Here is a 26,975-nt window from a genome sequence, read left to right as displayed (position 1 = left end):
CTGCGTTCGCATCCTCGCTTCTTTGGGGCGGCCAGCGGCGAGGGCCGATATCGGCTAGGGCGTGTTCACACTATCGAAGGGCTTCGATAATCAGGGCGAAGTTGATAAAGGCAATGAACATCAAGTCGAGTTTGTCGAAGCGCGAGAAGATGCGACGAAAACCCTTCAATCGACGGAACAGCCGCTCGACTTCGTTACGACGCTTGTACATTTCCCGGTCGTATTCCCAAGGCTCGACGCGCGTACTCAACGGAGGGACGACCGGGATGAAGCCGAGATCGAGCGCGAGTTGTCGGGTTTCGTTACCTTCGTACGCCTTGTCCATCAGCAGGTGCAGCGGCCGATTCGGCGGCCCCAGGCGTTCGAGCAGTGCACGTCCCTGCGGCGCATCGCCGGCTTGACCGGGCGACAGTGCGAACGTTATGGCTGTTCGAGCATCCGCGGCAACCATATGAATCTTGGTTGTCCATCCTCCGCGAGACTTGCCGATGGCTTGAGGTCCATTTTTTTTAACGCACCGGTGCCGTCAGGATGAACCTTCACGATCGTGCTATCCAGCGATACCGCTTCAATCCGAACGCGAATGATCTGCGCGCGCTGCAACTCCGTGAACACTCGGTCCAGTACACCGTTGCGAGACCAACGGTTCATGCGCGTGTAGATCGTGTGCCAGCGGCCGAAACGTGGTGGCAGGCCGCGCCATTTACATCCGTGCTCGGCCACATAAAGGATCGCGTTGAGCACTTGCAGGTTCGACAGGCTCACATTGCCACGCTGTCGCGGCAGGCAATGTTCGATCTGCTTGAATTGGGCTTCGGAGATTTCCATCTCCGAAGCATAACCTCAAACTAATGTAGTGTGAACACGCCCTAGTCGGCCGTTTAGGCCGCGCGCCGATGGTCATTCGGTGGGCAGCCGTGCCGCATCAGCCGATCCGTCGTTCGGATTCAGTGCGTGTAATCTCCGCTCGCTTCCGGCTGATAGACAATCTCGACGATCTTCAGCGTCGCGTCCGTGCCGCCCGGCAGCGTGACTTTCACCCGTTCGCCGCGGCGCGCTCCGAGAAGCGCCATGCCGACCGGCGAAAACACGTTTAACCAGCCGTGCTCGAAATTGGCCGCGTCCGGGTAGACGATGGTCCAGGTCATGTCCTGGCCGGCAGTCTCGTCGAGCAGCTTGATCTGCGAGTTCATCGTGACGACGTTTGCCTGAATCTTGTCGGGTTCGACGATATCGGCGCGCTCGAGCAGCGTATCGAGCATTTCCTGATAGTGCGGATTGCGTTCCGCATGCTTTTCAAGGCGCGCGACGTCGAGTTCGGTAAGTTGGTAAATCCTGTTCTTCATGACAGTCTCCAAATGATCGGCTTGGGTGGCGTGGCCAACCTGCGGGATCGCCCGGAGCCTGACTGACTCGGCTCCAGGATGGAGGCTGCTGTCAGATCAAGCGCCGGGCCGCGGCGAGCGGCGCTGCAAGCGGGCTTCGAAGGAGGGGGCGCGTCGCCGCCGCGACCACGGCCGCACGCGAACCGCACATGCGGTGCGCAAGAAAGGCGTGGAAGGTCGGCGTGCGCATAACGAGGCGATGAAACGAAAGGCAAAAGACGGGGCAAACTTTACAAATATACAACAAAACGACCATTTAGACAGCCGGCAGACGGTTCTGCGAATCGATTTTCCATTGTTGCTGCTATGGCGCTTTTAACCGGCTTTCGGTCGAAATTAACCGGCTTTCGGTCGAAATACAGTCCGCCATTTTTATCATTGGCGCAACGCTGTATGTCTAAAGTAGGGGTTTCCCCTTGCTGTTCCGGTGACTAGACTGGAATCAATCGCTTCCGGCCAGGATGCCTGGAGCGACGCAAATACAACATTCCGGAGGTCAATCATGAAATCGTTCGTCTACGCAGCCGTTGCCGCTTCAATCCTCGCCGCACCGCTCGCGTCGTTCGCGCAGGCCGACCAGCAGCCGCCGCTGACCCGCGAACAGGTGAAGTCCGAGCTTATGCGGCTTGAACAGAACGGCTACAAGCCCGAATCGGGCGAGACCCAGTATCCGGCAAACGTACAGGCGGCGTCGCAACGGATACAGCCTGCGCAACAGACGCTCACGCACGCGGATACGAGCGGCTACGGTGTCCAGCCGGCCGGCGCGTCGGAATCCGGCGGCCGCGCGAGTAAGTCGCCGACTTCGCCGGCGTTCGGCCATTCGGTCTACTTCGGCAACTGACCGAATCGGGCCGTCAGTCGGAATGGGCGCCCGGCGTTGCCGGGTGTCCGCCAGCCAACGTGAAGAGGTCGATTCTATAAACCGCAAGCCCGCACGCGATGCGCTGGGCTCGTGGAGCGGGAGCCGAACCTCCGTCGCCGCATTCCGGCGGCTTTGCCCAGACGCGCTGCGTTTGGGCATTTTTTGATGCGCGTGTCGCGGCGCACGCCTGCTACGAGTGGGCGGCGGCCGGTATTCCGTGGATGTAATGTTCCAACTGATCGATCGTGAACTGTTGATCGGCGATCACGCTCTTCACGAGGTCGCCGATCGATACGAGACCGATGAGCTTACCGTCGTCGAGGACGGGCAAGTGACGCATCCGGTGCTCCGTCATCAGCGCCATGCACTCGTCGCTCGTTTGCGTTGGTTCGACGTAACGCACCTTCGACGTCATGATTTCCTCGACGCGCGTCGCTTTCGACGAACGGTCGAGGAGCACCACCTTGCGCGCGTAATCGCGTTCCGTCACGATGCCGGCAATGTTCGCGCCGTCCATCACGAGCAGTGCGCCGATGCTCTTTTCGGCCATCAGCTTGATCGCGTTGTAGACGGAATCGGACTTTTCGACCATGTGAATCGTGCGCCCCGAATCGGGCTTCGACTTGAGAATCTGTGCGACGGTGAGGCTCATACGCTGTCTCCCTTGGCTGGGCGATTCACGGAAAGCGGCGCGCGGCCGCTGCGTCGGGTGGAAAATCCAGTATAGATCGGCGTCTGCGGGCGGGCGCGTCCAGTTCGCAGATTAGCGGTAAACTCCGTGCACTCGCCATCCAGAACATTCCTTAATTCTTTCGTTTGATGCATTCCATGAAGTCTTCGCATCCAGAATCGCCGCAACCGGACGACGGCGCTGCGTCCGAGTGTGTGACGCTCGTCGCCACCGCGACGCTTCCTACCCGCTACGGCACCTTCACGTCGTATGCGTTTCGCGTCGCGGGCGGCGATGCTGAGCACCTGGCGCTCGTGATGGGGGACGTCGCCGAGCAGCCGTCGGTGCTGACGCGGCTTCATTCCGAATGTCTGACGGGTGACGTGTTCGGCTCGTATCGATGCGATTGCGGCGAGCAACTCGATCTCGCGCTGCGCTACATTGCGGCCGAGGGGCGCGGCGTATTGCTGTATCTGCGCGGGCATGAAGGGCGGGGGATCGGCCTGAGCAACAAGATCCGCGCGTATGCGCTGCAGGAGCAGGGGCGCGACACCGTCGAGGCGAACCTCGATCTCGGGCTGCCCGACGACGCGCGCGAATACGATTCCGCCGCCGCGATCCTGCGTATCCTGAAAGTCACGTCCGTGCGCCTGATGAGCAACAATCCGAAGAAGTTCGACACGCTTGCGCGGCACGGCATCCCGGTCTGCGAGCGCGTCGCGCTCGCCGTGCCGGTGCGCGAGGAAAACGAGCGCTATATCCGCACGAAGCAGCTCAAGTTCGGCCACTATTACTTCGACGAAAACGAATAGCGCGCGTCGCGCGGCGCGGCTTGCGCGCGCCGAAGCGCTGCTCGGCGATCGGCAGATCGAAGCGGCGGCGCACTTCCGCCGCAATCCAGTCGCATGCCTGGCGCGCGCAATCGGTGAGCATCCGGCGGTCCGCGTGGCCGTCGATGTCGTAGACGAAGCGAACGTCGACTTCGTCACCCATCAGGTTCCGCTCGAGCTCGTTCAGATGCAGCCGCGGCGACAGGCCTTGCGCGAGCGCGCGCAACTCGTCGAAGTGGTATTCGAGCCAATCGGCGAAAAAGAGCGCGTCGCCGCGATCCGCGAGGCGGAACGCCGCGCTGCGCGTCATGCGCACGCAGGTGCCGGTTCCGACCGCATGCGGCGCGCCCGATTCGGCGCGCTTCGCGGAGTCGTGCCGGCGGGGCGCGGCCTGCGTCGCCGTTGTCGCGCGCTCGCCCGGCGCGCGCTGCGCGAGCGGCGCGTGCGCGTGCCGGCATCGCGTGCGCAGCGCGTGCCAGAGCAGCGCGTCGCCGTTCGCCGCGGACGGCTGCATTGTCAGATCGTGCGCGCCGTCGTCGCAGCGCTCGACTTCGCGAATCACGAGCCGCAGCGTGCAGAGCGGCTTGTCGTCGAGATACAGGGTTGCGGAGCGCGGCAGCCCGCAGACGGGCGGCATCGCGCCGCGCGCGCGAAATACGAGCCCCTGCCGGCCGAGCCGCACGAGCGGCAGGCGATTGGCGAATGATGGGAACGCGACGGCGATGCGGGTTTCGCCGGCATCGAACGTAGGGAGCATCGCGCGAAATACCGATGAGTGGTCCACGGTGTAGAGGTCTCCTTGAATGACGAACGGCACGGTTCCGAGGACCGTCGATCGGACGCGCTCAGGCGGCTTCGGCGGGCGGTGCGCACAGCAGCGGATCGAGATCGAGCGCGGCGAGCGTTTGGGCATCGAGGTCGATCCAGCATGCGACGACCATGCGTCCGTCGATCTGCTGCGCGGGCCCGGCCCGGTGCGCGTGCACGCCGATCCGGCGGAACAGGCGCTCCATGCTCAGAAACGTCACGCCAATCAGTTGCCTCGCGCCGAGCCGCGCGGCGCACTCGACCACGGCGGCGAGCATCGGCCGTACCGCCCACGCCGGATTGCCGGTTCCGGCCGGATCCTCGGCGTTCGCGGCGAAGCGCGACAGTTCCCAGACGGCTGCGGATTGCGGCAACGGCATGTCGTGTGCGACCAGCGCCGGGAACAGTTCTTTCAATAGATACGGGCGAGTCGTCGGCAACAACCGGGCGCAGCCGCAGATTTCACCGCCGTCGTCGCGGGCGAACACGTAGACGGTATCGTCGCGATCGTATTGATCCCGTTCGAAGCCTTCGCTTGCCGACGGCAGTTTCCAGCCGAGCTGCTCGACGAAAATGCGGTGCCGATAAAGGCCCAGATCAGCCGCCAAGTCGCTCGGCAGGCGCCCGTCGCCATGAACGAAAGTTCGCATGGTGTCGTCCTCGTGCGTGTGCTTTGGAATGGGCGCATTACATCGCGCGCTCCGAGGACAGGTAACTGTTAACCCTTACAGGGTCGGAAAGCGAGGCGGCCAGGGGGAGCGGGAATGGATTTCGTCGGCGTCGGACTGCAAAGATTCGATAATTTGCTTGTCAATCCGCAACGTTCGAGGAAAATTGGACAATGTGCACCGATTGCGCTGACGCGCATCACTGCAGGGTGGGGCCCGCATGCGAAAAATCGCCGCGACGAAGCATCGCGGTAGCGACGGCCGACGGCCAGTTCAACTGGGCGAGCCGGCGCGACAGCGCGGCCGACGTCGGGTCCATGCCGATGTCGAGCCCGTTGCCGTCGATGCCCATCAGGTTGCTGCGCACGTCGCCCCATGCAATGACGAACGCGCCCGTGGCGCCGTCGATGTACCAGTCCCAGCCCACCGTCAGGTGCGCCGCGCCGGTGCTCGACGGCCGCTCCCATTCGGTGTAGCCGGCGACGCGGGCGTCGATGTCGCTCGCGCGCAGCTCGCCGAGCAGTCCGGAATCGATTCCGGACGATACGTGAACGAGCTGCAGTTCGGCGAACGCGTGCACCGGGAGGCGCACGTAGCCGTCGGTGGATGGGCCGCGAAAGCGGTGGAGCAGTGGTGAATTCATGCCGCGGAATGTATCAGTCCGCGCGCGTGCTGAAACCTAGCAAGTATGACAGCGTGAAGCTGCTGGAGAACGAATGGAACTGCGCTGGCAAGACGCCTATCTTCAATTTAGCGCCGCGGAGAACGAGCAGCAGCTCTTCCAACAGATCGCAGCGTATACGAAGCGGCTCGGCTTCGAATATTGCTGCTATGGCATACGTGTGCCGCTGCCGATCTCGAAGCCGGTCGTCGCGATCTTCGACACCTATCCGAACGGCTGGATGGAGCGCTATCAGGAAATGAACTACCTGGAGGTCGATCCGACCGTGCGCGACGGCGCGCTCAGCTCGAACATGATCGTCTGGCCGGAGGCGAGCGCGAACGATGCGACGACGCTGTGGAGCGACGCGCGCGATCACGGGCTCGCAGTCGGCGTCGCGCAGTCGAGCTGGGCATCGCGCGGTGTGTTCGGCCTCCTGACGATCGCGCGGCACACGGACCGCCTGACGTCCGCCGAGATCAACCATCTGACGCTTCAGGCGAACTGGCTCGCGAACATGTCGCACTCGTTGATGAGCCGCTTCCTCGTGCCGAAGCTCGCGCCCGAATCGGGCGTGGCGCTCACGCACCGCGAGCGGGAAGTGCTGTGCTGGACGGGCGAGGGCAAGACCGCGTGCGAGATCGGCCAGATCCTCAGCATTTCCGAGCGCACGGTGAACTTCCACGTCAACAACATCCTCGACAAGCTCGGCGCGACGAACAAGGTGCAGGCCGTCGTGAAGGCGATCGCGATGGGGCTCATCGATACGCCGTGAGCGACGGCGCCGCGCGGCTCGCGGCGCGTCACTCCATCAGCGGCTCGGCTTCCTTCGCAGTCCAGCTCACGCTCGAGATGCTTTTCTCCATGCTCATCCGGCTCGCGATCTGCTCGAGTTTCGGCTGATCCTTCGGGTGCAGCTTCAGCGTCGCCGTGACCTTGATGCGCTCGGGCGCATCGGCTTCGCGCGGCACGTCCTCGCTCGTCAGGCTCTGGAACGACAGCGGCTTCGCATACATCGAGTTCGACAGCAGCGTCCGGATGTGCACTTCGTCCGATGCGAGGCAGATCACCGTGATCTGATATTCGCGCACGAGATCGGCGTTCGACACGGGCGTCGAGTTGATCGCCTGGCTCACGCCGCGCAGCAGCGTGTTCGTGAGCAGCACGACGCCCGTGCCCGCGAGCGCGGGCAGGTAGTGGCCGGCGCCCGACAGCACGCCGACCGCGGCCGAGCACCAGAGGGTCGCGGCGGTGTTGATGCCCTGGATTGAGCCTTTGTCGCGCATGATGACGCCGCCGCCGAGAAAGCCGACGCCGGAGACGACGTACGCGGCGATCTGCGTGACGCCGGGGATTCCGTTGCCCGTCAGGACGCCAAGCGTGACGAACAGACACGCGCCGCTCGCGACGAGCGTGATCGTGCGCAAGCCGGCCGTGCGCTGACGGATCTGCCGTTCGAGGCCGATCGCGACCCCGCAGGCGAACGCGGTGAAGAGGCGAAGTGCGAATTCGAAAGTCATTGGTGTCCTGCCATGCCGAATGCGCCCCGCGGCGAACGCGGCGGAGCGGGCGAGCCGTGCGGGCGCGCGTGCATTACAGATTCGCGCGACACTTTAGCGCGCGAATCGATGCGATTGTGTGAAACGGGAAATCGCACGCGTTCCGACGAACGCGTGTGGCGGCAATCGGCCGGCAGGCGTTCAGGCGAAGCGGCGTGCGGACGTTGTGCTGCTACTGTCCACGACGGTTCCTGAAAGAATGGATGGCGGGCATTCTAGGCGGGACCGGTTACGCGAGTCAACCCGCGGCGGCGGTGAAGGCGCGGGTGCCGAGGTTTGGGCGCATGTGCGGCGGCGGTTCGTTCGCGCCGGGTCTTGGGGGCGCGTGAAGGCGAGCGGGCCGATAGTGCGGGTGTGACGATCGTCAGCGTTTCCCGGGACGCATCTACAGCGCTTGCGAAGACGAGCGCGGCTGCATCGCGCGCTTCTTCGACGGCTGCGCGTTCAGCGTTCAGCGTTCAGCGTGGCGGACGCGCCCGCGCCCGCGCCCGCTCGGTTCCCGTCGTCGCGCACGAGCCGCACGCGCGTGATCTCCGACGGCGCGCCCAGCCGCTTCGGCGGTCCCCAGTAACCGGTGCCGCGGCTCGTATAGACCCATAGGCCGTTGAGCCGCGCGAGCCCCGCGGTGAACGGCTGCTGCAGTCGCACGAAGAAGTTCCACGGGAAAAACTGGCCGCCGTGCGTGTGCCCGGACAGTTGCAGCGTGAAACCCGCGTCGGCCGCGGCGCTCGCGCTGCGCGGCTGGTGCGCGAGCAGCACGCGGATGCGCACGTCGACGGGCGCGCCCGCGAGCGCCGCGCTCGGGTCGCTTTGATGCGCGGGGTCGAAGTGGCCCGCCGAGTAGTCGGTGACGCCCGCGATCACGAGCTGGCCGTCGCCGTGGTCGATCGTCCGGTGCTCGTTGAGCAGCACCGCGAGGCCGATCCTGCGGAACTCGGCGATCCATTCGTCGGCGCCCGAGTAGTACTCGTGGTTGCCCGTCACGACGAACGCGCCGTGGCGTGCGCGCAGCCGGCCGAGCGGCGCCGCGTGGCCCGCGAGCTGCGCGACCGTGCCGTCGACGACGTCGCCCGTCACCGCGACGAGATCCGGCTTCAGCCGGTTGACCGCGTCGACGATCGCCTCGACGTAGCCGCGCTTGATCGTCGGGCCGACGTGGATGTCGCTGATCTGCACGATCGTGAAGCCGTCGAGCGCGGCGGGCAGGTCGTCGATCGGCACGGCGACGTCGACGACGCGTGCGCGGCGTCGCGCATTGACGAAACCGACGACGCTCACCGCGAGCGCGGCGAGCGGCACGCCGGCCGATGTCTGCGCGCGCCAGTGCGAGAACGGCACCGCGCCGGGCGCGAGCGCGTTGATGGCCGCGAGCGCGGCGAGCAGCACGTCGCGTGCGAGCGTCAGCACGAGCAGCGACGAGAAGAAGCCCATCGCGAGGAGCCCGGCCCACGCGACGCGATCGCCGAGCGGCTGCCGCTCGAACACGCGCGACAGCATGCCGAGCGGAATCAGGAAGCACGACGCGACGAGCCACAGCGCGCCCGCGTAGCGGGCGGCGGGGGGCGCGAGGTCGGGCAGCAGGCGCAAGCCGACATACACGTGCAGCAGCACGCCGATGATCGTCAGGCGCAGCAGAAACGATGAAACGCGTCGCATGGGCGGAAACGGGGGGAGCCGAGAGAGCGGCGGCGCGCGAACGCGCCGCCGTTGCGCGCTTATTCGATGCGCGCGATTTCGTCGAACGAGAAGCGGGGGCTGCGCGGGAACAGGCCGGCGGCGTCGCCGTAGCCGAGATTCACGAGGAAGTTCGACTTGATCGACGTGCCGGCGAAGAACGCGGCGTCGACGGCCGCCTGGTCGAAGCCGGACATCGGGCCGGCATCGAGGCCGAGCGCGCGCGCGGCGATGATCAGGTACGCACCTTGCAGCGACGAATTGCGGAACGCGGTCGCCTCGATCAGCGCGTCGTTGCCGGCGAACCAGCTGCGCGCGTCCGCATGCGGGAAGAGCTTCGGCAGATGGTCGTGGAACGCCATGTCCATCCCGACGATCACGGTGACGGGCGCGGCCATCGTCTTCGCGAGATTGCCTTCGGACAGCGCGGGCTTGAGCTTGGCCTTCGCCTGCGGCGACTTCACGAATACGAAGCGCGCGGGGCTCGAGTTCGCCGACGTCGGGCCGCACTTGACGAGATCGATCAGTTGGTGGAGCAGCGCGTCGTCGACGGGCTTCGGCTGCCATGCGTTGTGCGTGCGCGCGGTGCGAAAAATCTGATCGAGAGCGGAATCGGAAAGAGTCATGTCGGGGTCCGGATGAGCGCGCAAACGGTGCGGCGTTCGCGCGGCTAGAATTTGAACAGGGGGCGCGGATCGCGGGTTGCGGTTCGCGCCATTTCGCGATGATAGCCGGATGCGGAGATTTTGACCGACGATGTTCGATTTGTTCGACGATCTGCCGAAACCCGATGTCGACTGGCATCCGGACTGGCTCGCGCCCGCCGATGCCGACCGGTTCCATGCGCGCCTCGTCGACGAGGTTGCTTGGCGGCAGGACACGATGCGCACGCCGCGCGGCTTGCTGCCGCTACCGCGCCTGACCGCGTGGCAGGGCGAGCCGGATGCGGTTTACGTGTATTCGGGCATCCGCAACGAGCCGGCGCCATGGACGCCCGCCGTGCTCGAGCTGAAGCGGATGGCCGAGGCGACGAGCCGCGCGCGCTTCAACAGCGTGTTGCTGAACCGCTATCGCAACGGCTTCGACAGCATGGGCTGGCACGCGGACGACGAGCCGGAGCTCGGTCCCGAGCCGGTGATCGCGTCGCTGAGCCTCGGCGCGACACGCGTGTTCGATCTGCGGCACAACGAGACGGGCGTCGCACACGCGTATCGTCTGACGAAGGGCAGCCTGCTCGTGATGCGCGGGCGCACGCAATGCGAGTGGCGACACCGTGTGCCGAAGGAGCCTGCGGTGCAGGGCGAGCGGATCAACCTCACGTTTCGCTGGGTGAGCGCGCGGCCCGCCGCCGAGCGCCGCGCGGGGGCGCGGCCGCGCGGATGAAGGCGGGCCGCGTTCGCGCGTCGAAGCCGCGCGGCCTTCGCGTTATGATTCGGTTTCTTTCCGTCCATTGCAGCCGACATGGCCAAAACCACTACGACAGCCGCAGGCAAGCACGCCGCCGACGCCGCATCGGGCACGCCGAGCCACGCGCCGGCCGGTGCGCTCGCCGCGCCTGATGCGGCCGACGACGAAGCCGCGGGCGGCGCGTCGTCGTATCTCGTCCCCGGGCTCGAGCGCGGGCTGCGCATCCTGTCCGAGTTTTCGGCGCGCGAGCCGGTGCTGAGCGCCCCCGAGCTGTCCAAGCGCATCGGCATCCCGCGCACGACGACGTTCCGCCTGTTGCAGACGCTCGAAGCGCTCGGCTTCATCGAGCGCGCGAACGGCGACCGCCATTTCCGGCTCGGCGTCGGCGTGCTGCGTCTCGGCTTCGAATATCTGAATTCGCTCGAATTGACCGATCTCGGCACGCCGGTGCTCGAGCGCCTGCGCGATGTGGCCGGACTGTCGACGCATCTGCTGATCCGCGATCGTCGCGACGTCGTGTTCGTCGCGAAGGCGCAGAGCAACGCGCCGATGTTCGGCTCGGTGAAGGTGCATGTGGGCACGCGGCTGCCCGCGCACGCGACCGTGCACGGCCACGTGCTGATGGGCGACCTCACGCGCGACGCGATGCGCCAGCTCTATCCGGAGAAGCGCCTCGAGGCGTTCACCGAGCACACGCCCGCGACCGTCGACGAACTGTACGAGCGCGTGCGCCATTACGCGCGTCTCGGCTACGCGCTCAGCGAAGGGGCGTTCGAGAGCGGGATTTCGGCGGTGACGGCGCCGGTGCGCGACCATTCGGGCTCGATCGTCGCGGCGATCACCGCGACGGTGCCGCGCTCGGAGATCGGCTCCGCCGACGAAAAGGAACGGCTCGTCGAGCTCGTGTGCGGCGCGGCCGTCGATCTGTCGCAGCGGCTGAACTATCGGCCGCTCGACAGCGATCCGACCGTCGCGCATGCGCGGCACAAGGTCGCGCTGTTTTGACGGCGTCCTGATCGTTTCGATAGGCGCGGGCGGCGTGCGATGCGCTCATTAGCGGTGTGTCGCGCATCGGTTGGTCGGCCGGCGGGTCAGTCCATTTCATTCGCTCACGCATAAAAGAAAAAGCCTTCGCGGTAGCGGAGGCTTTTTCGCATTCGCGCGCGTTGTCGCGGCCTTGGGCGGGAGGCGCCGCGCCGCCCGTCACGCCACGCCACGTCACGCCACGCCACGCCACGCCACGTCACGCCACGTCACGCCACGCGCTACATGGCGCGAGGCGCCGCACGCGCGCCGCGCGACGCCGCGCTCAGAACGAGTGGTGAATCCCCGTCAGAAAGATCACCTGGTTCGCCGTGCTCGACGCGCCCGCCGTGAAGAACGCCGCCTTCGCATTGCCGCTCGCATGCTCGTACAACACGTTCGCATAGACCTGTGTGCGCTTGGACAGCGAATACGTGTCGCCGAGCTCGAACTGCGTCCAGCGGCGGCCGGCGAGCGTCGAGCTCGCCGCGCCGCCCGCGATCACGTTGAACGGCGAGCTCTGGTAGTTCGCGCCGGCGTCGTAGCTCTGGAACGTATCCGAGTGGTCGTTCGCCTGCAGCTTCACACGCGTGTAGAGGCCGTGCACGAGCAGCGGGCCGAAGCGGTACGACAGGCCCGCGCCCATGTTCTGCGCCTTCTTCGCGACATAGCTCGCGACGGGCATGCCCTGGAACGTGCCGCCCGGCCCGGCGATGCCGCCGACGGTCGCCATCGAGAACGCCTGGTCGTGCTCGTTCGAGTAGACGGCGGCCGCCTTGAACGGGCCGTTCGCGTAATTGACGCCGAAGCTCATCGTCCGGCCGGTCGAGAAGTTCGTCGTGTTGCCGAAGCCGAGCATCGCGCCTGCGGTGAAGCCCGCGAAGGTCGGCGTTCGGTACTTGACTGAGTTGTTGAACGGCACGGTGCTCGTGTCCGCGAGCTGGTCGAGGTTGCCCGGGTGGAACGCGTACCAGCTCTGCGCGAGGAACGCGGTCGACAGCGGGTCGAGCCAGTCGAAGTTGAACGGCGTCTGATGGCCGAGCGTCAGCGTGCCGAGCTTGTCGGAGTTCAGGCCGACGAATGCCTGGCGGTTCCACATCGTGCCCGCCGCGGCCATCTGGCCGTTGTTCGTATAAAAGCCGTTCTCGAGCTGGAAGATCGTCTTCAGGCCGCCGCCCAGATCCTCGGTGCCCTTCAATCCCCACCGGTCGGGCTGCGTATTGCCCTGAATCATCGACCACTTCGCGCCACCGCCGACGTTGTTCACGTATGCGACGCCGGCGTCGAGGCTGCCGTACAGCGTGACGCTGCTCTGCGCCCATGCGCCGGCGACGGCGCCCGCGCCGAGTAGTGCTGCTACCGCTTGCTTGACCATCTGATCTCCTGACCTTTGCTCCAAATGACGCGGGCGGTGGCCGCGCGCGAAACGGTCGGCCACGCGCGTTCCCACGGCTGAATTTTTGGCCTTCTTGCGTTCCATATATGGAACTATGTGCCTTTGGTGGAATGGAGTATAGGGGCGGAAATCAGCGGGAACAAAATAAATTTTCGAATCGAGGCGGGGCCCGCGATTTGTCCGAAGGCATGTCGCCAAGGCTTTGAAAGGACGAGGGAAAACCCGAAATTTCCGTTCCGTGCCCGTTCCGTCTGGGTTGCCGGGCATCGGGCGGAAACACCGTCTCGGTATTTTCCCTAGGAGTCGCGGCTTTTTATTTTGATCTTCGAACGGTGCTCCTATAATCACCATCCATAAACTGATGTTCCGTATTTGGAACAAATAAGCGGATCGACTTGAAGGAAGGGTGTGAGATGTCTGAACAATGGGTTTGCGCCGGACACGCCGGCGCGTTGTCCGAGGATTCGCCGATCGAGTTCAAGCGCACCGATGGCGTCGAGATCGGGATCTATCGAGTCGGCGACGACGTGTACGCGCTCGAGAACGTCTGTCCGCATGCGTATGCGCTTCTCACGCAAGGCTTCGTCGACGACGGCACGGTCGAGTGCCCGTTGCACGAGGCCGTGTTCGACATCAAGACCGGCCAGTGCCTGAAAGGGCCGGGCGGGCGCGCGCTGAAGACGTACGCGGTGCGGCTCGCCGGCGAGGAAATCCAGATCAAGGTGGAATGACATGAACGAGACGACCGTGAACTTCAACCCTTTCCTCACGCCGTGGCGTGCGCCGCAGCCGAACAACGTCGCGGGCAAGGGGCAGATCGAGATCCCCGGGCAGATGCCGAATCTGGTGTGGCAGACGCGCAAGGCCGAGCCGACGCAGTACGAGAACGATCTCGGCGACGCGCTCGAGCGCGTGTTCGAAGGTGGAGCGACCGAGCTTGCCGACGTCGTCGCGGGCCTGAACCGCCTCGGCTTTCGCGCGCCCGACGGCGCGGAGTGGACCGCCGAGCGCTTCTGCGCGGAACTCGCCGCGCTCGCCGAATGACGCAGCCGCCCTCAAACGCTTCCGGAGCAAACAGATGACGTCTTCCGACCAAACGAATCCCGGCGCCGATCCGGTGCGCGCGTATCTCGACCGCGGCATCCGCAACTACTGGTATCCCGTCGCGCCGAGCTGGCAGGTGTCGAGCGCGCCCGTCGGCATCACTCGGTTGTCCGAACAGATCGTGCTGTGGCGCGATCGGGAAGGCAACGTGCATGCGCTGGAGGATCGCTGCCCGCACCGCGGCGCGCGCCTGTCGCTCGGCTGGAATCTCGGCGATCGTGTCGCGTGCTGGTATCACGGCGTCGAGGTGAACGGCGGCGGCACCGTGACGAAGGTGCCGGCCGTGTCGAACTGTCCGCTCGAAGGGCAGGCGTGCGTGAGGTCGTACCCGGTCGAGGAGCGTGCCGGCGCGATCTTCCTGTGGTTCGGCGACGACGCGCATCGCGAGCCCGCGCCGCTCGTGCTGCCCGACGAGCTCGTCGCGCCCGGGTATGCGCAGTTCGTCTGCGTGTCGAACTGGACCTGCAATTACCAGTATGCGATCGACAACGTGATGGACCCGATGCACGGCGCGTATCTGCACGCGACGTCGCATTCGATGGCCGAAGGCGACAAGCAGGCCGACATGCGCGTGCGCAAGACCGAGACGGGCCTGATGTTCGAGAAGGTCAACCAGCGCGACGTGAACTTCGACTGGGTCGAGCTCGGCGAGACGGGCTGCCTCTGGCTGCGCCTCGCGATTCCGTATCAGCGCAAGTTCGGCCCGGGCGGCAGCTTCGGCATCGTCGGCTTTGCGACGCCGATCGACGACGATCACTGCCAGGTCTATTTCTGGCGCACCCGCAAGGTCGCCGGCTGGCAGCGCGACGTGTGGCGCTTCCTGTATCGCAACCGCCTCGAAGGGCTGCACTGGGCGGTGCTCGAGCAAGACCGCTACGTGCTCGAGAGCATGGCGCCGAATGCGCGCGACCACGAGTACCTGTATCAGCACGACGTCGGCATCACGCGCGTGCGGCGGATGCTGCGCCAGCGCGCGCAAGAGCATCTCGCCGCGCTCGACGCGCATCGCGCGGCGCAGGCCGACGCGGCGGAGCGCGCATGAGCGCGCCCATGCAGGCGATCGCGCTCGCGGGCCGCCGCGTGCTCGTCACGGGCGGTGCGCGCGGGCTCGGCGCGGCGTTCGTCGAGGCGCTCGTCGCGGCGGGCGCGAAGGTCGCGTTCGGCGACGTGCTCGACGCGCAAGGCCGCGCGCTCGCGCAGCGTTTGCGCGATGCGGGCCACGACGCGCATTTCGTCGCGCTCGACCTCGCGGAGCCGGCAAGCGTCGCCGCCTTCGTCGACGAAGGCGCACGCGTGCTCGGCGGCATCGACGGCCTCGTCAATAACGCGGCGATCACGAATTCGGGCGGCAAGCGCGCGGCCGAGCTTTCGATCGGCATGTGGGACTCGGTGATGAACGTCAACGTGCGCGGCGTCTGGCTCGCGTGCAACGCGGCGCTGCCGCATCTCGTGCGCTCGGGGCGCGGCGCGATCGTGAATCTCGCGTCCGACACCGCGTTGTGGGGCGCGCCGAAGCTGCTCGCCTATGTCGCGAGCAAGGGCGCGGTGATCGCGATGACGCACGCGCTCGCGCGCGAGTTCGGCGAGCAGGGCGTGACGGTCAACGCGATCGCGCCGGGCCTGACCGAAGTCGAGGCGACCGCCTACGTGCCCGCCGAACGCCACCAGTATTACCTGCAGGGCCGCGCGCTGCCGCGCGCGCAAACGCCGGCCGACGTGACCGGGCCGGCGCTGTTCCTGCTGTCCGACGCCGCACGCTTCGTCACGGGGCAACTGCTGCCCGTGAACGGCGGCTTCGTGATGCATTGATCGATTGTTAGCACTTAGCACTCTTGAAGGAGATGACGATGGCGGACGCCGATATCGAGCGTAAATCGTGGGACCAGCCGGCGGGCGAGAGCTTCGCCGAATGGATGGACGGGCGCGTCGCGCGCTTCGAGACGCGCCGTTACGACTGGGACGCGCTGAAATTCCAGGCCGATTTCGATCCGAAATACCGCCGTGCGCAAATGCGCTACGTGGGCACGGGCGGCACGGGCGTCGCGAAGGACGCGAACACGGTGCCCGCGGGCGGCTTCACGTTTTCGACGATGGTGATTCCGGCCGGCAACGTCGGCCCGAGCCACATTCATATCGACGTCGAGGAGATCTTCTTCGTGCTGCGCGGCAAGATGAAGGTGATCTGCGAGCGCGACGGCGAGACGTGGGAAGCGGTGCTCGGCGAACGCGACCTGATCTCGGTGCCGCCCGGCGTCTATCGGACCGAAATCAACGTCGGCGAGGAAGACGCGCTGATGTGCGTGATGCTCGGCTCGCCGAAGCCGATCACGCCGACGTATCCGCCGGATTCGCCGCTCGCGAAGATCAAGCGCTGATGCACGGGCGACGACGATGAGCGCAATCTCCACGACGACTACCGATGCGAGCGCGACGCCGTTCGCCGCGCTGCTCGAACGCTTTGCCGAGCGGCGCGCGGCCGCAGGCGGCGCGCGTACGATCGGCTATCGCGAAGCGGGCGCAGCGTACGCAGCGCATGCCGGGCGCGATCCCGTCGTGTTGCTGCACGGGATCGGATCGGGTGCGGCGTCGTGGGTGCGTCAACTCGATGCGCTCGGCGCGACGCGTCGCGCGCTCGCGTGGGACGCGCCGGGCTATGGCGTCTCGTCGCGCGTCGCGGCCGATTCGCCTGTCGCATCCGACTACGCGGCGTCGCTCGCCGCGTGGCTCGACGCGCTGCGGATCGAACGCTGCGTGCTCGTCGGCCATTCGCTCGGCGCGATCGTCGCCGGCGCGTTCGCGCGGCAAGCGGGCGAGCGTCTTTCGGGATTGCTGCTGATTTCTCCGGCGGGCGGCTACGGCGGCGCACCCGCCGACGTGCGGGCCGAGCGGCGCGACAGCCGCCTCGCGCTGCTCGCGTCGCTCGGCCCGCAAGGGCTCGCCGCCGAGCGCAGCGCAAACATGCTGTCCGCGCAGGCGAGCGACGCCGCGCGCGCGTGGGTGCGCTGGAACATGGCGCGCATCGTGCCCGCCGGCTATGCGCAGGCGACGCACCTGCTCGCGAACGCGGACCTCGCGTCCGATCTCGCGCATTATCGCGGCCGCGTCGCGGTCGCGGTCGGCGCCGACGATACGATCACGCCGCCCGCCGCGTGCGAGCGGATCGCGCGGGCAGCGGGCGCCGGGTTGCAGGTGATCCCGCGCGCGGGCCATGCCGGCTATGTCGAAGCGCCGGATGCATACAACGCGTTGATCGACGCATTTTGCCGTCAATGCGACGGATCGCGAGGTGCGGCATGAGCGAGCCGCTGCTGAAGGACGCCGACGACGCGCGTAACGATTCGAACTACGTCGTGCCTGGGCTCGAGCGCGGGCTGCGGATCCTCGCCGAGTTCTCGCCGCGCGAGCCAGTGCTCGGCGCGCCGGAGCTGTCGAAGCGGCTCGGCATTCCGCGCACGACGGTGTTCCGTCTGCTGCAGACGCTCGAATCGCTGGGCTTTCTCGAGCGCGCGGACAAGGATCGCAACTATCGCCTCGGCGTCGCGGTGCTGCGCCTCGGCTTCGAATACCTGAGCTCGCTCGAGCTGACCGATCTCGGTTTGCCGGTGATCGAGGGCTTGCGCGACGCGACAGGCTTCACTGCGCACATCGTGATCCGCGACGGCCGCGATGTCGTGTTCGTCGCAAAGGCGCAAAACGCGGGGCACGCGTTCGGCTCGGTGCGGGTGAACGTCGGCACGCGCCTGCCCGCGCACGCGACGACGCACGGCCACGTGCTGATGGGCGACCTGACGCTCGCGGAGTTGCGCACGCTGTATCCGGAGCGGGCGCTCGAACGCGTGACGAAGGCGACGCCCGAGACCGTCGATGCGCTGTTCGACGTGATCCGTGCCGACGCGCGCCGCGGCTACGGCATCGGCAACTCGGCGTTCGAGCGCGACATCTCGGTCGTCACGGCGCCCGTGCGCAACGAGGCGAGCCGGATCGTCGCAGTCGTCACGGTGACGGTGCCGAGGCCGGAGATCGATGCGTCGCTCGTCGCCGACGGGCTGATCGACAAGGTCGTGCGTGCGGCGGCCGAGCTGTCTCGGCGGCTCAATTACCGGTCCGACGACGAAAACACCTACTTGAAGGCATTGGGATTGCGATGATCCAGATCGATTTGAGCGGGCAGGTCGCGGTGGTGACGGGCGGCTCGTCCGGAATCGGCTACGCGAGCGCCGAGCTTTTCTTGCGCGCGGGCGCGTCGGTCGCGATATGCGGCCGCAGCGACGAGCGGCTCGCGAGCGCGCAAGCGCGGCTCGCGCAGCAGTTTCCGCGCGAGCGCGTGCTCGCCGCGCGCTGCGACGTGCTCGACGAGGCCGACGTGAATGCGTTCGCGCAGGCTGTCGCCGAGCGCTTCGGCGGCGCCGACATGCTCGTCAACAACGCGGGCCAGGGGCGCGTGTCGACGTTCGCGGACACGACGGACGACGCGTGGCGCGACGAGCTCGAACTGAAGTACTTCAGCGTCGTCCGTCCGACGCGCGCGTTCCTGCCGCTGCTGCGCGCGTCGGTCGCGCCGACGATTACCTGCGTGAACTCGCTGCTCGCGCTGCAGCCGGAGCCGCACATGGTCGCGACGTCGTCGGCGCGCGCGGGCGTGCTGAGCCTCGTCAAATCGCTCGCGAACGAGCTTGCGCCCGAGCGCATCCGCGTCAACTCGATCCTGATCGGCATCGTCGAATCGGGACAGTGGCGGCGGCGTTACGACGCGCAGGCCGCACCGGGCGAATCGTGGGAAGCGTGGACGGCCGCGCTCGCCGCGAAGAAGAACATTCCGCTTGCGCGTTTCGGCCGGCCCGGCGAGGCCGCGTGGGCGCTCTTTTATCTAGCAACGAATCTGTCGTCGTACACGACGGGCAGCCATATCGACGTATCAGGAGGCTTTGCACGCCATGTCTAACAAAACCACGACCACGGTCGGCGAGCTGATTGCCGCCTTCCTCGAACAATGCGGCGTGAAAACCGCCTTCGGCGTGATCTCGATTCACAACATGCCGATCCTCGACGCGATCCATACCCGCGGCAAGATCCGCTACGTCGGCGCGCGCGGCGAGGCGGGCGCCGTCAACATGGCAGACGGCCTCGCGCGCGTGTCGGGCGGGCTCGGCGTCGCGTTCACGAGCACGGGCACCGCGGCGGGCAACGCGGCGGGCGCGATGGTCGAGGCGCTGACGGCCGGCACCGCGCTCGTGCACATCACCGGGCAGATCGAGACGCCTTATCTCGATCAGGATCTCGCGTACATCCACGAAGCGCCGGATCAACTGTCGATGCTCAACGCGATCTCGAAGGCCGCGTATCGCGTGCGCACGGTCGAAACCGTGCTGCCGACGATCCGCGAGGCGGTGCGTGTCGCGATGACCGCACCGAGCGGCCCCGTGTCGGTCGAGATTCCGATCGACATCCAGGCGGCCGAGATCGAGTGGCCGGACGACCTCGCGCCGCCGCACGTCGCGGTGCGCGAGCACGATAGCGCGCGCGTCGCGCAGCTCGCCGAGCGTCTCGCGAACGCGCGCCGGCCGCTGCTGTGGCTCGGCGGCGGCGCGCGGCACGCGCGCGCGGAAGTCGAGCGGCTCGTCGCGCTCGGCTTCGGCGTCGTCACGAGCGTACAGGGGCGCGGCGTGCTGCCCGAGGATCATCCGGCGACGCTCGGCGCATTCAACGTGCACGCGGCCGTCGAGCGCTTCTACAAGACGTGCGACGCGCTCGTCGTGGTGGGTTCGCGGCTGCGCGGCAACGAGACGCTGAAGTACAAGCTCGCGCTGCCGAGCCCGCTGTTCCGCGTCGATGCCGACGCGCTCGCCGACAACCGCGGCTATCGCAACGATCTGTTCGTGCACGGCGATGCGAAGCGCGTGCTCGCCGAGCTCGCCGACCGGCTCGAAGGCAAGCTCGCCGTCGATCCGCGCTTCGCCGACGATCTCGCGGCCGCGCGGGAGGCGGCCGTCGCCGAAGTCGGCAAGGGGCTCGGCCCGTACAAGCGCCTCGTCGACACGCTGCAGCAGGCGCTTGGCCGCGACTACAACTGGGTGCGCGACGTGACGATCTCGAACAGCACGTGGGGCAACCGCCTGCTCAGGATCTTCGAGCCGCGCGCGGGCGTGCATGCGCTGGGCGGCGGGATCGGGCAGGGGATGCAGATGGCGATCGGCGCGGCGCTCGCCGGCGCGGCGGCGAAGACTGTGTGCCTCGTCGGCGACGGCGGCCTGATGGTCAACGTCGGCGAGCTCGCGACCGCCGTGCAGGAAAACGCGAACGTGATGATCGTGCTGATGAACGACCAGTGCTACGGCGTGATCCGCAACATCCAGGACGCGCAGTACGGCGGCCGCCGCTGCTACGTCGATCTGCATCAGCCGGATTTCGCGCAGTTCTGCGCGAGCCTGAAGCTCGCGCATCACCGGATCACGTCGCTCGACGACGCGGAGCGCATCGTTCGCGAGGGGCTCGCGCACGAAGGCCCGGTGCTCGTCGAGGTCGACATGTTGTCGGTCGGTTCGTTCGCGGCCGCGTTCGCGGGGCCGCCCGTCAAGAAGGACACGCCCGCGGAGCGTCAGTATGCGTAACGCTCACGCTCCCGTCGACGTCGCGATGATCGGCTTCGGCGCGATCGGCGCGGCCGTCTATCGCGCGGTCGAGCACGACGCCGCGCTGCGCGTCGCACACGTGATCGTGCCCGAGCACCAATGCGATGCGGTGCGCGGCGCGCTCGGCGAGCGCGTCGACGTCGTGTCGTCGGTCGACGCGCTCGCATACCGTCCGCAGTTCGCGCTCGAGTGCGCGGGGCATGGCGCGCTCGTCGACCACGTGGTGCCGCTCCTGAGGGCGGGCACCGATTGCGCGGTCGCGTCGATCGGCGCGCTGTCCGACCTCGCGCTGCTCGACGCGCTGTCGGAAGCGGCCGACGAAGGCGGCGCGACGCTCACGCTGCTGTCGGGCGCGATCGGCGGCGTCGACGCGCTCGCGGCCGCGAAGCAGGGCGGCCTCGACGAAGTGCAGTACATCGGCCGCAAGCCGCCGCTCGGCTGGCTCGGCACGCCGGCCGAGGCGCTCTGCGATCTGCGCGCGATGACGGCCGAGCAGACGATCTTCGAAGGCAGCGCGCGCGATGCGGCGCGGCTCTATCCGAAGAACGCGAACGTCGCGGCGACGGTCGCGCTTGCGGGCGTCGGGCTGGATGCGACGAAAGTGCGCCTGATCGCCGATCCGGCCGTCACGCGCAACGTGCACCGGGTCGTCGCGCGCGGCGCGTTCGGCGAGATGTCGATCGAGATGAGCGGCAAGCCGCTGCCGGATAACCCGAAAACGTCCGCGCTGACGGCGTTCAGCGCGATCCGCGCGCTGCGCAACCGCGCGTCGCACTGCGTGATCTGAACGGTTAGGACACCCATCATCATGACTGCATTCGATTCTTCCCTGGTGCCGTCGGGCGACATTCTGATCGGCGGCGAGTGGCGGCGCGGCCGCGGCGCGACGACGCCGAACTTCTATCCGGCCGACGGCTCGCTCAACACGGAGATCCACATGGCCGACGCGGCCGACACGCGCGAGGCGGTCGAGGCGGCCGACGCCGCGTGGCGCCGAGCGAACTGGTCGGGCTTGAAGCCGCATCAGCGCGCGGGCGTGCTGTACCGCGTCGCCGATCTGATTCACGCGAATCGCGAGGCGCTCGCGCAACTGCAGCGGCGCGACAACGGCAAGCCGATCAACGAGACGCGCGCGCTCGTCGCGAGCGCGGCGAATACCTTCCGCTATTTCGCCGCGTGCGCGGAGACGCTCGACGAGGCGCTGACGCCGTCGCGCGGCGACTATCTGTCGATGAGCGTGCACGAGCCGCTCGGTGTCGTCGCGGCGATCACGCCGTGGAATTCGCCGATCGCGTCCGATGCGCAGAAGCTCGGCCCCGCGCTCGCGGCCGGCAACGCGGTCGTGCTGAAGCCGGCCGAGGTGACGCCGCTCGCGTCGCTCGCGCTCGCGCGCCTCTGCGAGCAGGCGGGCGTGCCGCGCGGCGTGATCTCGGTGCTGCCGGGCAAGGGCTCGGTGATCGGCGACGCGCTCGTGCGCGATCCGCTCGTGAAGAAGGTGTCGTTCACGGGCGGCACCGAAGTGGGCCGCGGGATCGCGCGGCTCGCGGCCGAGAAGCTGATGCCGCTGTCGCTCGAGCTGGGCGGCAAGTCGCCGACGATCGTGTTCGGCGACGCCGATCTCGACCACGCGGTCAACGGCGTGCTGTACGGCATCTTCAGCTCGTCGGGCGAATCGTGCATCGCGGGCTCGCGCCTGTTCGTCCAGCGCTCGATCTACGACGCGTTCGTCGCGCGCCTCGTCGACGCGGCGCGCAAGCTGCGCGTCGGCGATCCGGCGAGCGAGCGCACGCAGATGGGCCCGCTCATCACCGCGCAGCATCGCGACACGGTCGAGCGTTACGTCGCGCTCGGCCGCGACGAAGGCGCACGCGTGCTGTGCGGCGGCGAGCGGCCGACGGGCGAGGGCCGCGACGCGGGTTTCTTCTACCTGCCGACGATTCTCGACGGCCTGTCGAACCGCGCGCGGATTTGCCGGGAAGAAATTTTCGGGCCGGTGCTCGTTGCGCTGCCGTTCGACGATGAGGCGGCGCTCGTCGCCGAGGCGAACGACAGCGTATTCGGGCTCGCGGCCGGCATCTGGACGCGCGACTACAAGCGCGCATGGCGCGTCGCGCGCGCGCTCGACGCGGGCACCGTGTGGATCAATACGTACAAGCAGTTCTCGATCTCGACGCCGTTTTCGGGCTGGAAGGAAAGCGGGATGGGGCGCGAGAAAGGCAGCCTCGGGATTCGCGAGTACATGCAGCAGAAGAGCCTCTACTGGGGCTTGAACGATTCGCCGCTGCCGTGGGCGAACTGACGGAGAGGAGCATCGCATGAGCATTCTCGGCATCGAACAGATTACCTACGGCGTGACCGATCTCGCGACGTGCCGCCGTTTCTTTGCGGACTGGGGCTTGAAAGAGGTCGCGCGCGACGAAGCGCACGTGCGCTTCGAGACGATGAACGGTTGCACGGTGCGCGTCGTCGACGCACGCGATCCGTCTCTGCCGCCCGCTTTCGAGGCGGGCCCGACGCTGCGCGAGGTCACGTGGGGCGTCGGCGCGAAGGCGGAGCTCGACGCGCTGCGCGGCAGGCTCGCCGGCCAGCCGGGCCACTACGAGACCGACGACGCGATCGGCTGCATCGATCCGAACGGCATGGCGATCCGCATCGAGGTCACGCGCAAGCGCGCGATCGACGTGAAGGGCTCGCTGCCGAACGTGTGGGGCGAAACGCTGCGCGTCGACCAACCCGCCGCGATCTACGAGCGCGCGGAGCCGATCGAGGTCGGCCATGTCGTGTTCTTCACGAACCGGCTCGCCGAGCAGGAGGCGTTCTATCACGAACTGCTCGGCTTCGAGACGTCGGATCGCTATCCGGGCCGCGGCGCGTTCATGCGCTGCGCGCCGCACGGCGGCCATCACGACCTGTTCCTGCTCGCGCTGCCTACGGCCAAGCGCGGCCTGAACCACGTCGCGTTCACGGTGCGCGACATCCACGAAGTGTTCGGCGGCGGGATGCACGTGAGCCGTTGCGGTTGGCAGACGCAGCTCGGGCCGGGGCGGCATCCGGTGTCGTCCGCGTACTTCTGGTATTTCCGCAATCCGGCGGGCGGCCTCATCGAGTATTACGCGGACGAGGACATGCTGACGCCCGCATGGCAGCCGCGCGAGTTCGAGCCGGGCCCGACCGTGTTCGCCGAGTGGGCGATCGACGGCGGTCTCGACGGCAACACGCGCAGGCAAAAGAACGCGCAGGCGCCGGAGGGCAGGTTCATGACGGAGCGCAAAGATGACTGAGCAAGCGAGTGCCGATGCGAGCGCCGCGCCGCGCACCGTCGTCGTGATCGGCGGCGGGCAGGCGGCGGGCTGGGTGATGAAGACATTGCGCGGCGAGGGCTTTGCCGGACGCATCGTGATGATCGCGGACGAAGCGCATCTGCCGTACGAGCGGCCGCCGCTGTCGAAGGCGGTGCTCGCGGGCGAGGCCGACATCTCGACCGTGCGCGTCGTGCAGCCCGACGAATTCGGCGCGCTCGGCGTCGAAGCGTGGCAGCCGGAGCGCGCGGTGTCGATCGATCGCGCGCGGCGCGTCGTGCGCGCCGCGTCGGGCCGCGAGATCGAATACGACAGGCTCGTGATCGCGACCGGCGGCGCGCCGCGACGTCTGCCGGATGCGATCGTCGCAACGCCTCGTCTTCACTATCTGCGCACGCTCGATGAAGCGGTTGCGCTCGGCGAGCGGCTGCGCGCGAGCCGCCGCGTGCTTGTGATCGGCGGCGGCTGGATCGGGCTCGAAGTGGCGGCGACCGCGCGCAAGCTCGGCGTCGACGCGGTCGTCGTCGAGGGCGCGCCGCGCCTTTGCGCGCGTTCGGTGCCGGGCGCGGTGTCCGACTTCCTGCTCGAATTGCACCGCGCGAACGGCGTCGACATACGGCTGAACGCGTCGCTCGCGTCGCTCGGCGCGCATCCCGCCGACGCGAACCGCGTGCGCGCGACGCTTGCCGACGGCACCGCCGTCGACGCCGACTTCGCGGTCGCGGGGATCGGTCTCGCGCTCAACACGTCGCTCGCGACCGAAGCGGGCTTGCACGTCGACGACGGCATCGTCGTCGACGAATACGGGGCGACGAGCGATCCGGCGATCTTCGCGTGCGGCGACGTCGCGAACCATCCGAACGCATGGCTCAAGCGCCGCGTGCGGCTCGAATCGTGGGCGAACGCGCAGAACCAGGCGATTGCGGCTGCGAAGGCAGTGCTGGGCGTGCGTGCGCCGTATGCGGAGATTCCGTGGTTCTGGTCCGATCAATACGACGTGAACCTGCAGATCCTCGGCGATCTGCCCGCGGACGCGCAACTCGTCGTTCGCGGCGACATCGCGGCCAAACGCGCGACGCTGTTCTTCGTAACGCACGGCGCGCTGCGCGGCGTGATCGCGATCAACTCGGCGCGCGAGCTGAAGCTCGCGCGCAAATGGATGAATCAAGGGCGCGCGATCGACGTCGCCGCGCTGGCGGATACGACAAGGGCGCTTGCCTGACCACGAGAACGACTACATGGAGGAGAACACACGCATGAGCACACTGGAAACCGCGATCGCGGGCTCGCCCGCGGCCGCCGCGGCGGCGGGCGCCGCGACACCCGGAGCGATCATCGCACGCCTCGAGCGGCTGCCCGCGAACGCGATGCAGATCCGCGCGCGCGTGCTGATCGGCACCGCGACCTTCTTCGACGGCTTCGACGTGATCACGATCGCGGCGACGCTGCCGCTGCTGATCCACAAATGGGGGCTGTCGCCGAATCAGGTCGGGATGCTGATCGCCTCCGGCGCGATCGGGCAGTTGCTCGGCGCGTTCCTGTTTCCGGCGCTCGCGGAAAAGCACGGCCGCGTGCGCGCGATCGCGTGGAGTTCGGCCGTGATCGGCGTGACGAGCATTGCGTGCGGATTCGCTTCGACATTCGAAGCATTCGTGTTGCTGCGGATCGTTCAGGGGCTTGGCCTTGGCGGCGAGTTGCCGGTCGCCGCGACTTACATCAACGAAATCACGCGCGCGCACGGGCGCGGGCGCTTCGTGCTGCTGTACGAGATCGTGTTTCCGATCGGCCTGCTCGCGTCGATGGCGCTCGGCGCATGGCTCGTGCCGCGCTTCGGCTGGGAGGTGATGTACTTCATCGGCGGAATGCCGCTCTTGCTCGCGCTCGTGCTCGTGCGGCTCGTGCCGGAATCGCCGCGCTGGCTCGCGTCGCGCGGGCGGCTCGATGACGCGGGGCGCGCGTTGCACGTGTTCGAATCCTCGGTGAAAGGCCCGCTGCCGCCCGTCGCGCACGCGAGCGAATTCGACGCACTCGTGCGCAGCCATCCGAAGCGCCGCATGATCGACCTGTTCGGGCCCGCGTATCTGAAGCGCACGCTCGCGGTCGCGACGCTGTGGGCCACGTGCGGGTTCATCCAGTACGGGCTCTCGACCTGGCTGCCGACGATCTACAAGGACTTCTATCACGCGCCGCTGCAGCTCGCGCTGAATCTCGCGGTGATCGGCTCGGTGATGGGCGTCGTGGGCTCGCTCGTTTCGGCGCTTGCCGTCGACGCGGTCGGCCGAAAGCCGGTGATCGTGTGGTCGTTCGTGCTCTGCGCGCTGTCGCTCGTGTTCGCGGGGATCTATCACGCGTCGTCGGTGTACGTCGTCGCGACGTTCTGCTCGTTCGCGCTCGGCCTGATGGCGTCGGGCTTCATCACGTCCTACGTGTACACGCCCGAGCAGTATCCGACGAGCATTCGCGCGGCCGGCTGCGGGCTCGGCAGCGCGTGGCTGAAGCTTGCGTCGTTCGTCGCGCCGATGGTGGTGCCGCACGCGATCGTCGGCGGCGATCTGAGCCCGGCGTTCTATTTGCTCGCGGCGGTGCCGCTCATTGCCGCGCTGACCGTGCATTTCGTCGGCATCGAGACAAAAGGGCAGGTGCTCGAGAAACTCGAGGCATAGCGCGGCATTTTCGCAACGTTCGGTGGCGCGGCAGAAACGGCCCGGATATTCCGGGCCGTTTTTTTATGCGCGTGCATTTGGAATGCGGCGGAAAAGATGCATCGGTTGCGTCCGCCGATGCATCCGGCGGTTCGGCGTCGGCCGGCCGCGGGCGCTCCTCCGCGTGGATTCGCTAAGTCGTATTTTCGGGATTTATTAATGGCCGGTTTAAAACATTTACTGGTGAATCGGAATTGGATTGTGCGAATCTTTGCGTAATGTTCGCTGGATTACACTTTTCACATTCTTTCCGCAGTGTTCGATGGATTACTGTTTTTGAGTATTTGAAGTTTGAC

General features: G+C 67.1%; 29 protein-coding genes and 1 pseudogene. 19 read left to right on the top strand and 11 right to left on the bottom strand.

Features of this window, described 5'->3' with window-relative positions; all coding sequences use genetic code 11:
* Positions 1–70: 70 nt before the first annotated feature.
* Both BTH_RS33335 and BTH_RS07760 read right to left on the bottom strand, forming a co-directional pair.
* A protein-coding gene (locus BTH_RS33335) for an IS5 family transposase (protein WP_099005207.1) occupies positions 71–828 on the bottom strand; the annotation gives its coding sequence in 2 pieces (ribosomal slippage) (positions 71–513 and positions 513–828; 759 coding nt in all).
* 119 nt (positions 829–947) lie between these two features.
* Entirely contained in the window at positions 948–1,346 is a 399-nt protein-coding gene (locus BTH_RS07760) for a GreA/GreB family elongation factor (RefSeq protein WP_009897362.1), read from the bottom strand.
* A gap of 541 nt (positions 1,347–1,887) precedes the next feature.
* Between BTH_RS07760 and BTH_RS07755 the strand changes: the two genes are divergently transcribed.
* The gene (locus BTH_RS07755) at positions 1,888–2,229 is read left to right on the top strand and encodes a DUF4148 domain-containing protein (RefSeq protein WP_009897360.1); all 342 of its coding nucleotides are present in this window, start codon (positions 1,888–1,890) and stop codon (positions 2,227–2,229) included.
* 211 nt (positions 2,230–2,440) lie between these two features.
* On the opposite strand, the gene BTH_RS07750 is transcribed toward BTH_RS07755, so the two are convergent.
* Entirely contained in the window at positions 2,441–2,902 is a 462-nt protein-coding gene (locus BTH_RS07750) for a CBS domain-containing protein (protein WP_009897358.1), read from the bottom strand.
* A gap of 176 nt (positions 2,903–3,078) precedes the next feature.
* Here BTH_RS07750 and ribA point away from each other — a divergent pair, with 176 nt between their 5' ends.
* Positions 3,079–3,732, top strand: a complete 654-nt coding sequence (gene ribA, locus BTH_RS07745; RefSeq protein WP_009897356.1) for a GTP cyclohydrolase II — start codon at positions 3,079–3,081, stop codon at positions 3,730–3,732.
* Here ribA and BTH_RS07740 read toward each other — a convergent pair.
* The 4 genes and pseudogenes from BTH_RS07740 to BTH_RS35855 all read right to left on the bottom strand — a co-directional run.
* Positions 3,695–4,507 carry a hypothetical protein gene (locus tag BTH_RS07740; protein ID WP_009897354.1) on the bottom strand — a complete coding sequence of 271 codons (813 nt, stop codon included), beginning with the start codon at positions 4,505–4,507 and terminating at the stop codon, positions 3,695–3,697. The genes ribA and BTH_RS07740 overlap by 38 nt on opposite strands.
* A gap of 88 nt (positions 4,508–4,595) precedes the next feature.
* A complete protein-coding gene (gene bspI1, locus BTH_RS07735; RefSeq protein WP_009900398.1) occupies positions 4,596–5,207 on the bottom strand; it encodes an N-acylhomoserine lactone synthase BspI1 in 612 nt (203 codons plus the stop codon).
* A gap of 217 nt (positions 5,208–5,424) precedes the next feature.
* On the bottom strand, positions 5,425–5,805 hold the full coding sequence (locus tag BTH_RS07730; RefSeq protein WP_395948321.1) for a DUF4902 domain-containing protein: 381 nt from the start codon (positions 5,803–5,805) through the stop codon (positions 5,425–5,427).
* Positions 5,757–5,864: pseudogene (locus BTH_RS35855) on the bottom strand (PAN domain-containing protein); the annotation flags it as partial. The pseudogene BTH_RS35855 and the gene BTH_RS07730, both read right to left, overlap by 49 nt.
* A gap of 77 nt (positions 5,865–5,941) precedes the next feature.
* On the opposite strand from BTH_RS35855, the gene bpsR reads away from it, so the two are divergent.
* Complete coding sequence (gene bpsR, locus BTH_RS07725) at positions 5,942–6,661, top strand: autoinducer-binding transcriptional regulator BpsR (protein WP_009897349.1); 720 nt, start codon at positions 5,942–5,944, stop codon at positions 6,659–6,661.
* A gap of 28 nt (positions 6,662–6,689) precedes the next feature.
* Here the strand turns inward: bpsR and BTH_RS07720 are convergent, their stop codons facing one another.
* The 3 genes from BTH_RS07720 to BTH_RS07710 all read right to left on the bottom strand — a co-directional run bounded on the left by BTH_RS07720 (position 6,690) and on the right by BTH_RS07710 (position 9,745).
* Positions 6,690–7,406, bottom strand: a complete 717-nt coding sequence (locus BTH_RS07720; protein ID WP_009897347.1) for an MgtC/SapB family protein — start codon at positions 7,404–7,406, stop codon at positions 6,690–6,692.
* Positions 7,407–7,889: 483 nt separating this feature from the next.
* Positions 7,890–9,101 carry a metallophosphoesterase gene (locus tag BTH_RS07715; RefSeq protein ID WP_009897346.1) on the bottom strand — a complete coding sequence of 404 codons (1,212 nt, stop codon included), beginning with the start codon at positions 9,099–9,101 and terminating at the stop codon, positions 7,890–7,892.
* Between the two features lie 59 nt (positions 9,102–9,160).
* Positions 9,161–9,745 (bottom strand): malonic semialdehyde reductase, encoded by a 585-nt coding sequence (locus BTH_RS07710; protein WP_009897344.1) that lies wholly within the window; start codon positions 9,743–9,745, stop codon positions 9,161–9,163.
* Positions 9,746–9,875: 130 nt separating this feature from the next.
* Here BTH_RS07710 and BTH_RS07705 point away from each other — a divergent pair, with 130 nt between their 5' ends.
* Together BTH_RS07705 and BTH_RS07700 are read left to right on the top strand one after the other, a co-directional pair.
* Positions 9,876–10,502, top strand: coding sequence for an alpha-ketoglutarate-dependent dioxygenase AlkB family protein (locus BTH_RS07705; protein WP_009897342.1), 627 nt, complete (start codon positions 9,876–9,878; stop codon positions 10,500–10,502).
* 78 nt (positions 10,503–10,580) lie between these two features.
* The gene (locus BTH_RS07700) at positions 10,581–11,531 is read left to right on the top strand and encodes an IclR family transcriptional regulator (RefSeq protein WP_009897340.1); all 951 of its coding nucleotides are present in this window, start codon (positions 10,581–10,583) and stop codon (positions 11,529–11,531) included.
* Between the two features lie 304 nt (positions 11,532–11,835).
* On the opposite strand, the gene BTH_RS07695 is transcribed toward BTH_RS07700, so the two are convergent.
* Positions 11,836–12,924 carry a porin gene (locus BTH_RS07695; protein ID WP_009897338.1) on the bottom strand — a complete coding sequence of 363 codons (1,089 nt, stop codon included), beginning with the start codon at positions 12,922–12,924 and terminating at the stop codon, positions 11,836–11,838.
* 434 nt (positions 12,925–13,358) lie between these two features.
* Between BTH_RS07695 and BTH_RS07690 the strand changes: the two genes are divergently transcribed.
* Genes BTH_RS07690 through BTH_RS07625 form a run of 14 tightly spaced genes read left to right on the top strand, consistent with a single transcriptional unit; the run spans position 13,359 to position 26,640 of the window.
* Positions 13,359–13,676 carry a non-heme iron oxygenase ferredoxin subunit gene (locus tag BTH_RS07690; protein WP_009897336.1) on the top strand — a complete coding sequence of 106 codons (318 nt, stop codon included), beginning with the start codon at positions 13,359–13,361 and terminating at the stop codon, positions 13,674–13,676.
* A 1-nt stretch (position 13,677) separates the two neighbouring features.
* Entirely contained in the window at positions 13,678–13,989 is a 312-nt protein-coding gene (locus BTH_RS07685) for a recombinase-like helix-turn-helix domain-containing protein (RefSeq protein WP_009897334.1), read from the top strand.
* A 34-nt stretch (positions 13,990–14,023) separates the two neighbouring features.
* Positions 14,024–15,091, top strand: a complete 1,068-nt coding sequence (locus BTH_RS07680; RefSeq protein ID WP_009897333.1) for an aromatic ring-hydroxylating oxygenase subunit alpha — start codon at positions 14,024–14,026, stop codon at positions 15,089–15,091.
* Entirely contained in the window at positions 15,088–15,858 is a 771-nt protein-coding gene (locus BTH_RS07675; protein WP_009897331.1) for an SDR family oxidoreductase, read from the top strand. Before BTH_RS07680 ends, BTH_RS07675 begins: the two co-directional genes overlap by 4 nt.
* Before the next feature lie 38 nt (positions 15,859–15,896).
* Entirely contained in the window at positions 15,897–16,424 is a 528-nt protein-coding gene (locus BTH_RS07670; protein ID WP_009897327.1) for a cupin domain-containing protein, read from the top strand.
* A 16-nt stretch (positions 16,425–16,440) separates the two neighbouring features.
* Positions 16,441–17,346 carry an alpha/beta fold hydrolase gene (locus tag BTH_RS07665; RefSeq protein WP_009900384.1) on the top strand — a complete coding sequence of 302 codons (906 nt, stop codon included), beginning with the start codon at positions 16,441–16,443 and terminating at the stop codon, positions 17,344–17,346.
* Positions 17,343–18,197, top strand: a complete 855-nt coding sequence (locus tag BTH_RS07660) for an IclR family transcriptional regulator (protein WP_009897321.1) — start codon at positions 17,343–17,345, stop codon at positions 18,195–18,197. The genes BTH_RS07665 and BTH_RS07660 overlap by 4 nt, the downstream gene beginning before the upstream one ends.
* Positions 18,194–18,991, top strand: a complete 798-nt coding sequence (locus BTH_RS07655) for an SDR family oxidoreductase (RefSeq protein ID WP_009897318.1) — start codon at positions 18,194–18,196, stop codon at positions 18,989–18,991. The genes BTH_RS07660 and BTH_RS07655 overlap by 4 nt, the downstream gene beginning before the upstream one ends.
* Positions 18,984–20,657: a thiamine pyrophosphate-binding protein gene (locus tag BTH_RS07650; RefSeq protein WP_009897317.1), complete on the top strand. Its 1,674-nt coding sequence runs from the start codon at positions 18,984–18,986 to the stop codon at positions 20,655–20,657. Before BTH_RS07655 ends, BTH_RS07650 begins: the two co-directional genes overlap by 8 nt.
* Positions 20,650–21,465, top strand: coding sequence for an aspartate dehydrogenase (locus BTH_RS07645; protein WP_009897315.1), 816 nt, complete (start codon positions 20,650–20,652; stop codon positions 21,463–21,465). The genes BTH_RS07650 and BTH_RS07645 overlap by 8 nt, the downstream gene beginning before the upstream one ends.
* A gap of 21 nt (positions 21,466–21,486) precedes the next feature.
* On the top strand, positions 21,487–22,977 hold the full coding sequence (locus BTH_RS07640) for an aldehyde dehydrogenase (RefSeq protein ID WP_009897313.1): 1,491 nt from the start codon (positions 21,487–21,489) through the stop codon (positions 22,975–22,977).
* A gap of 16 nt (positions 22,978–22,993) precedes the next feature.
* Positions 22,994–23,959 carry a VOC family protein gene (locus tag BTH_RS07635; protein ID WP_009897311.1) on the top strand — a complete coding sequence of 322 codons (966 nt, stop codon included), beginning with the start codon at positions 22,994–22,996 and terminating at the stop codon, positions 23,957–23,959.
* Positions 23,952–25,199: an NAD(P)/FAD-dependent oxidoreductase gene (locus BTH_RS07630; RefSeq protein ID WP_009897309.1), complete on the top strand. Its 1,248-nt coding sequence runs from the start codon at positions 23,952–23,954 to the stop codon at positions 25,197–25,199. The genes BTH_RS07635 and BTH_RS07630 overlap by 8 nt, the downstream gene beginning before the upstream one ends.
* A gap of 34 nt (positions 25,200–25,233) precedes the next feature.
* Complete coding sequence (locus BTH_RS07625) at positions 25,234–26,640, top strand: MFS transporter (protein ID WP_009897307.1); 1,407 nt, start codon at positions 25,234–25,236, stop codon at positions 26,638–26,640.
* The last annotated feature ends 335 nt before the right edge of the window (positions 26,641–26,975 follow it).

This window comes from Burkholderia thailandensis E264, assembly GCF_000012365.1.
GTDB lineage: Bacteria > Pseudomonadota > Gammaproteobacteria > Burkholderiales > Burkholderiaceae > Burkholderia > Burkholderia thailandensis.
The sequence above is the reverse complement of the archived record's forward strand: the minus strand, read 5'-3'. Positions and strand labels throughout refer to the sequence as shown.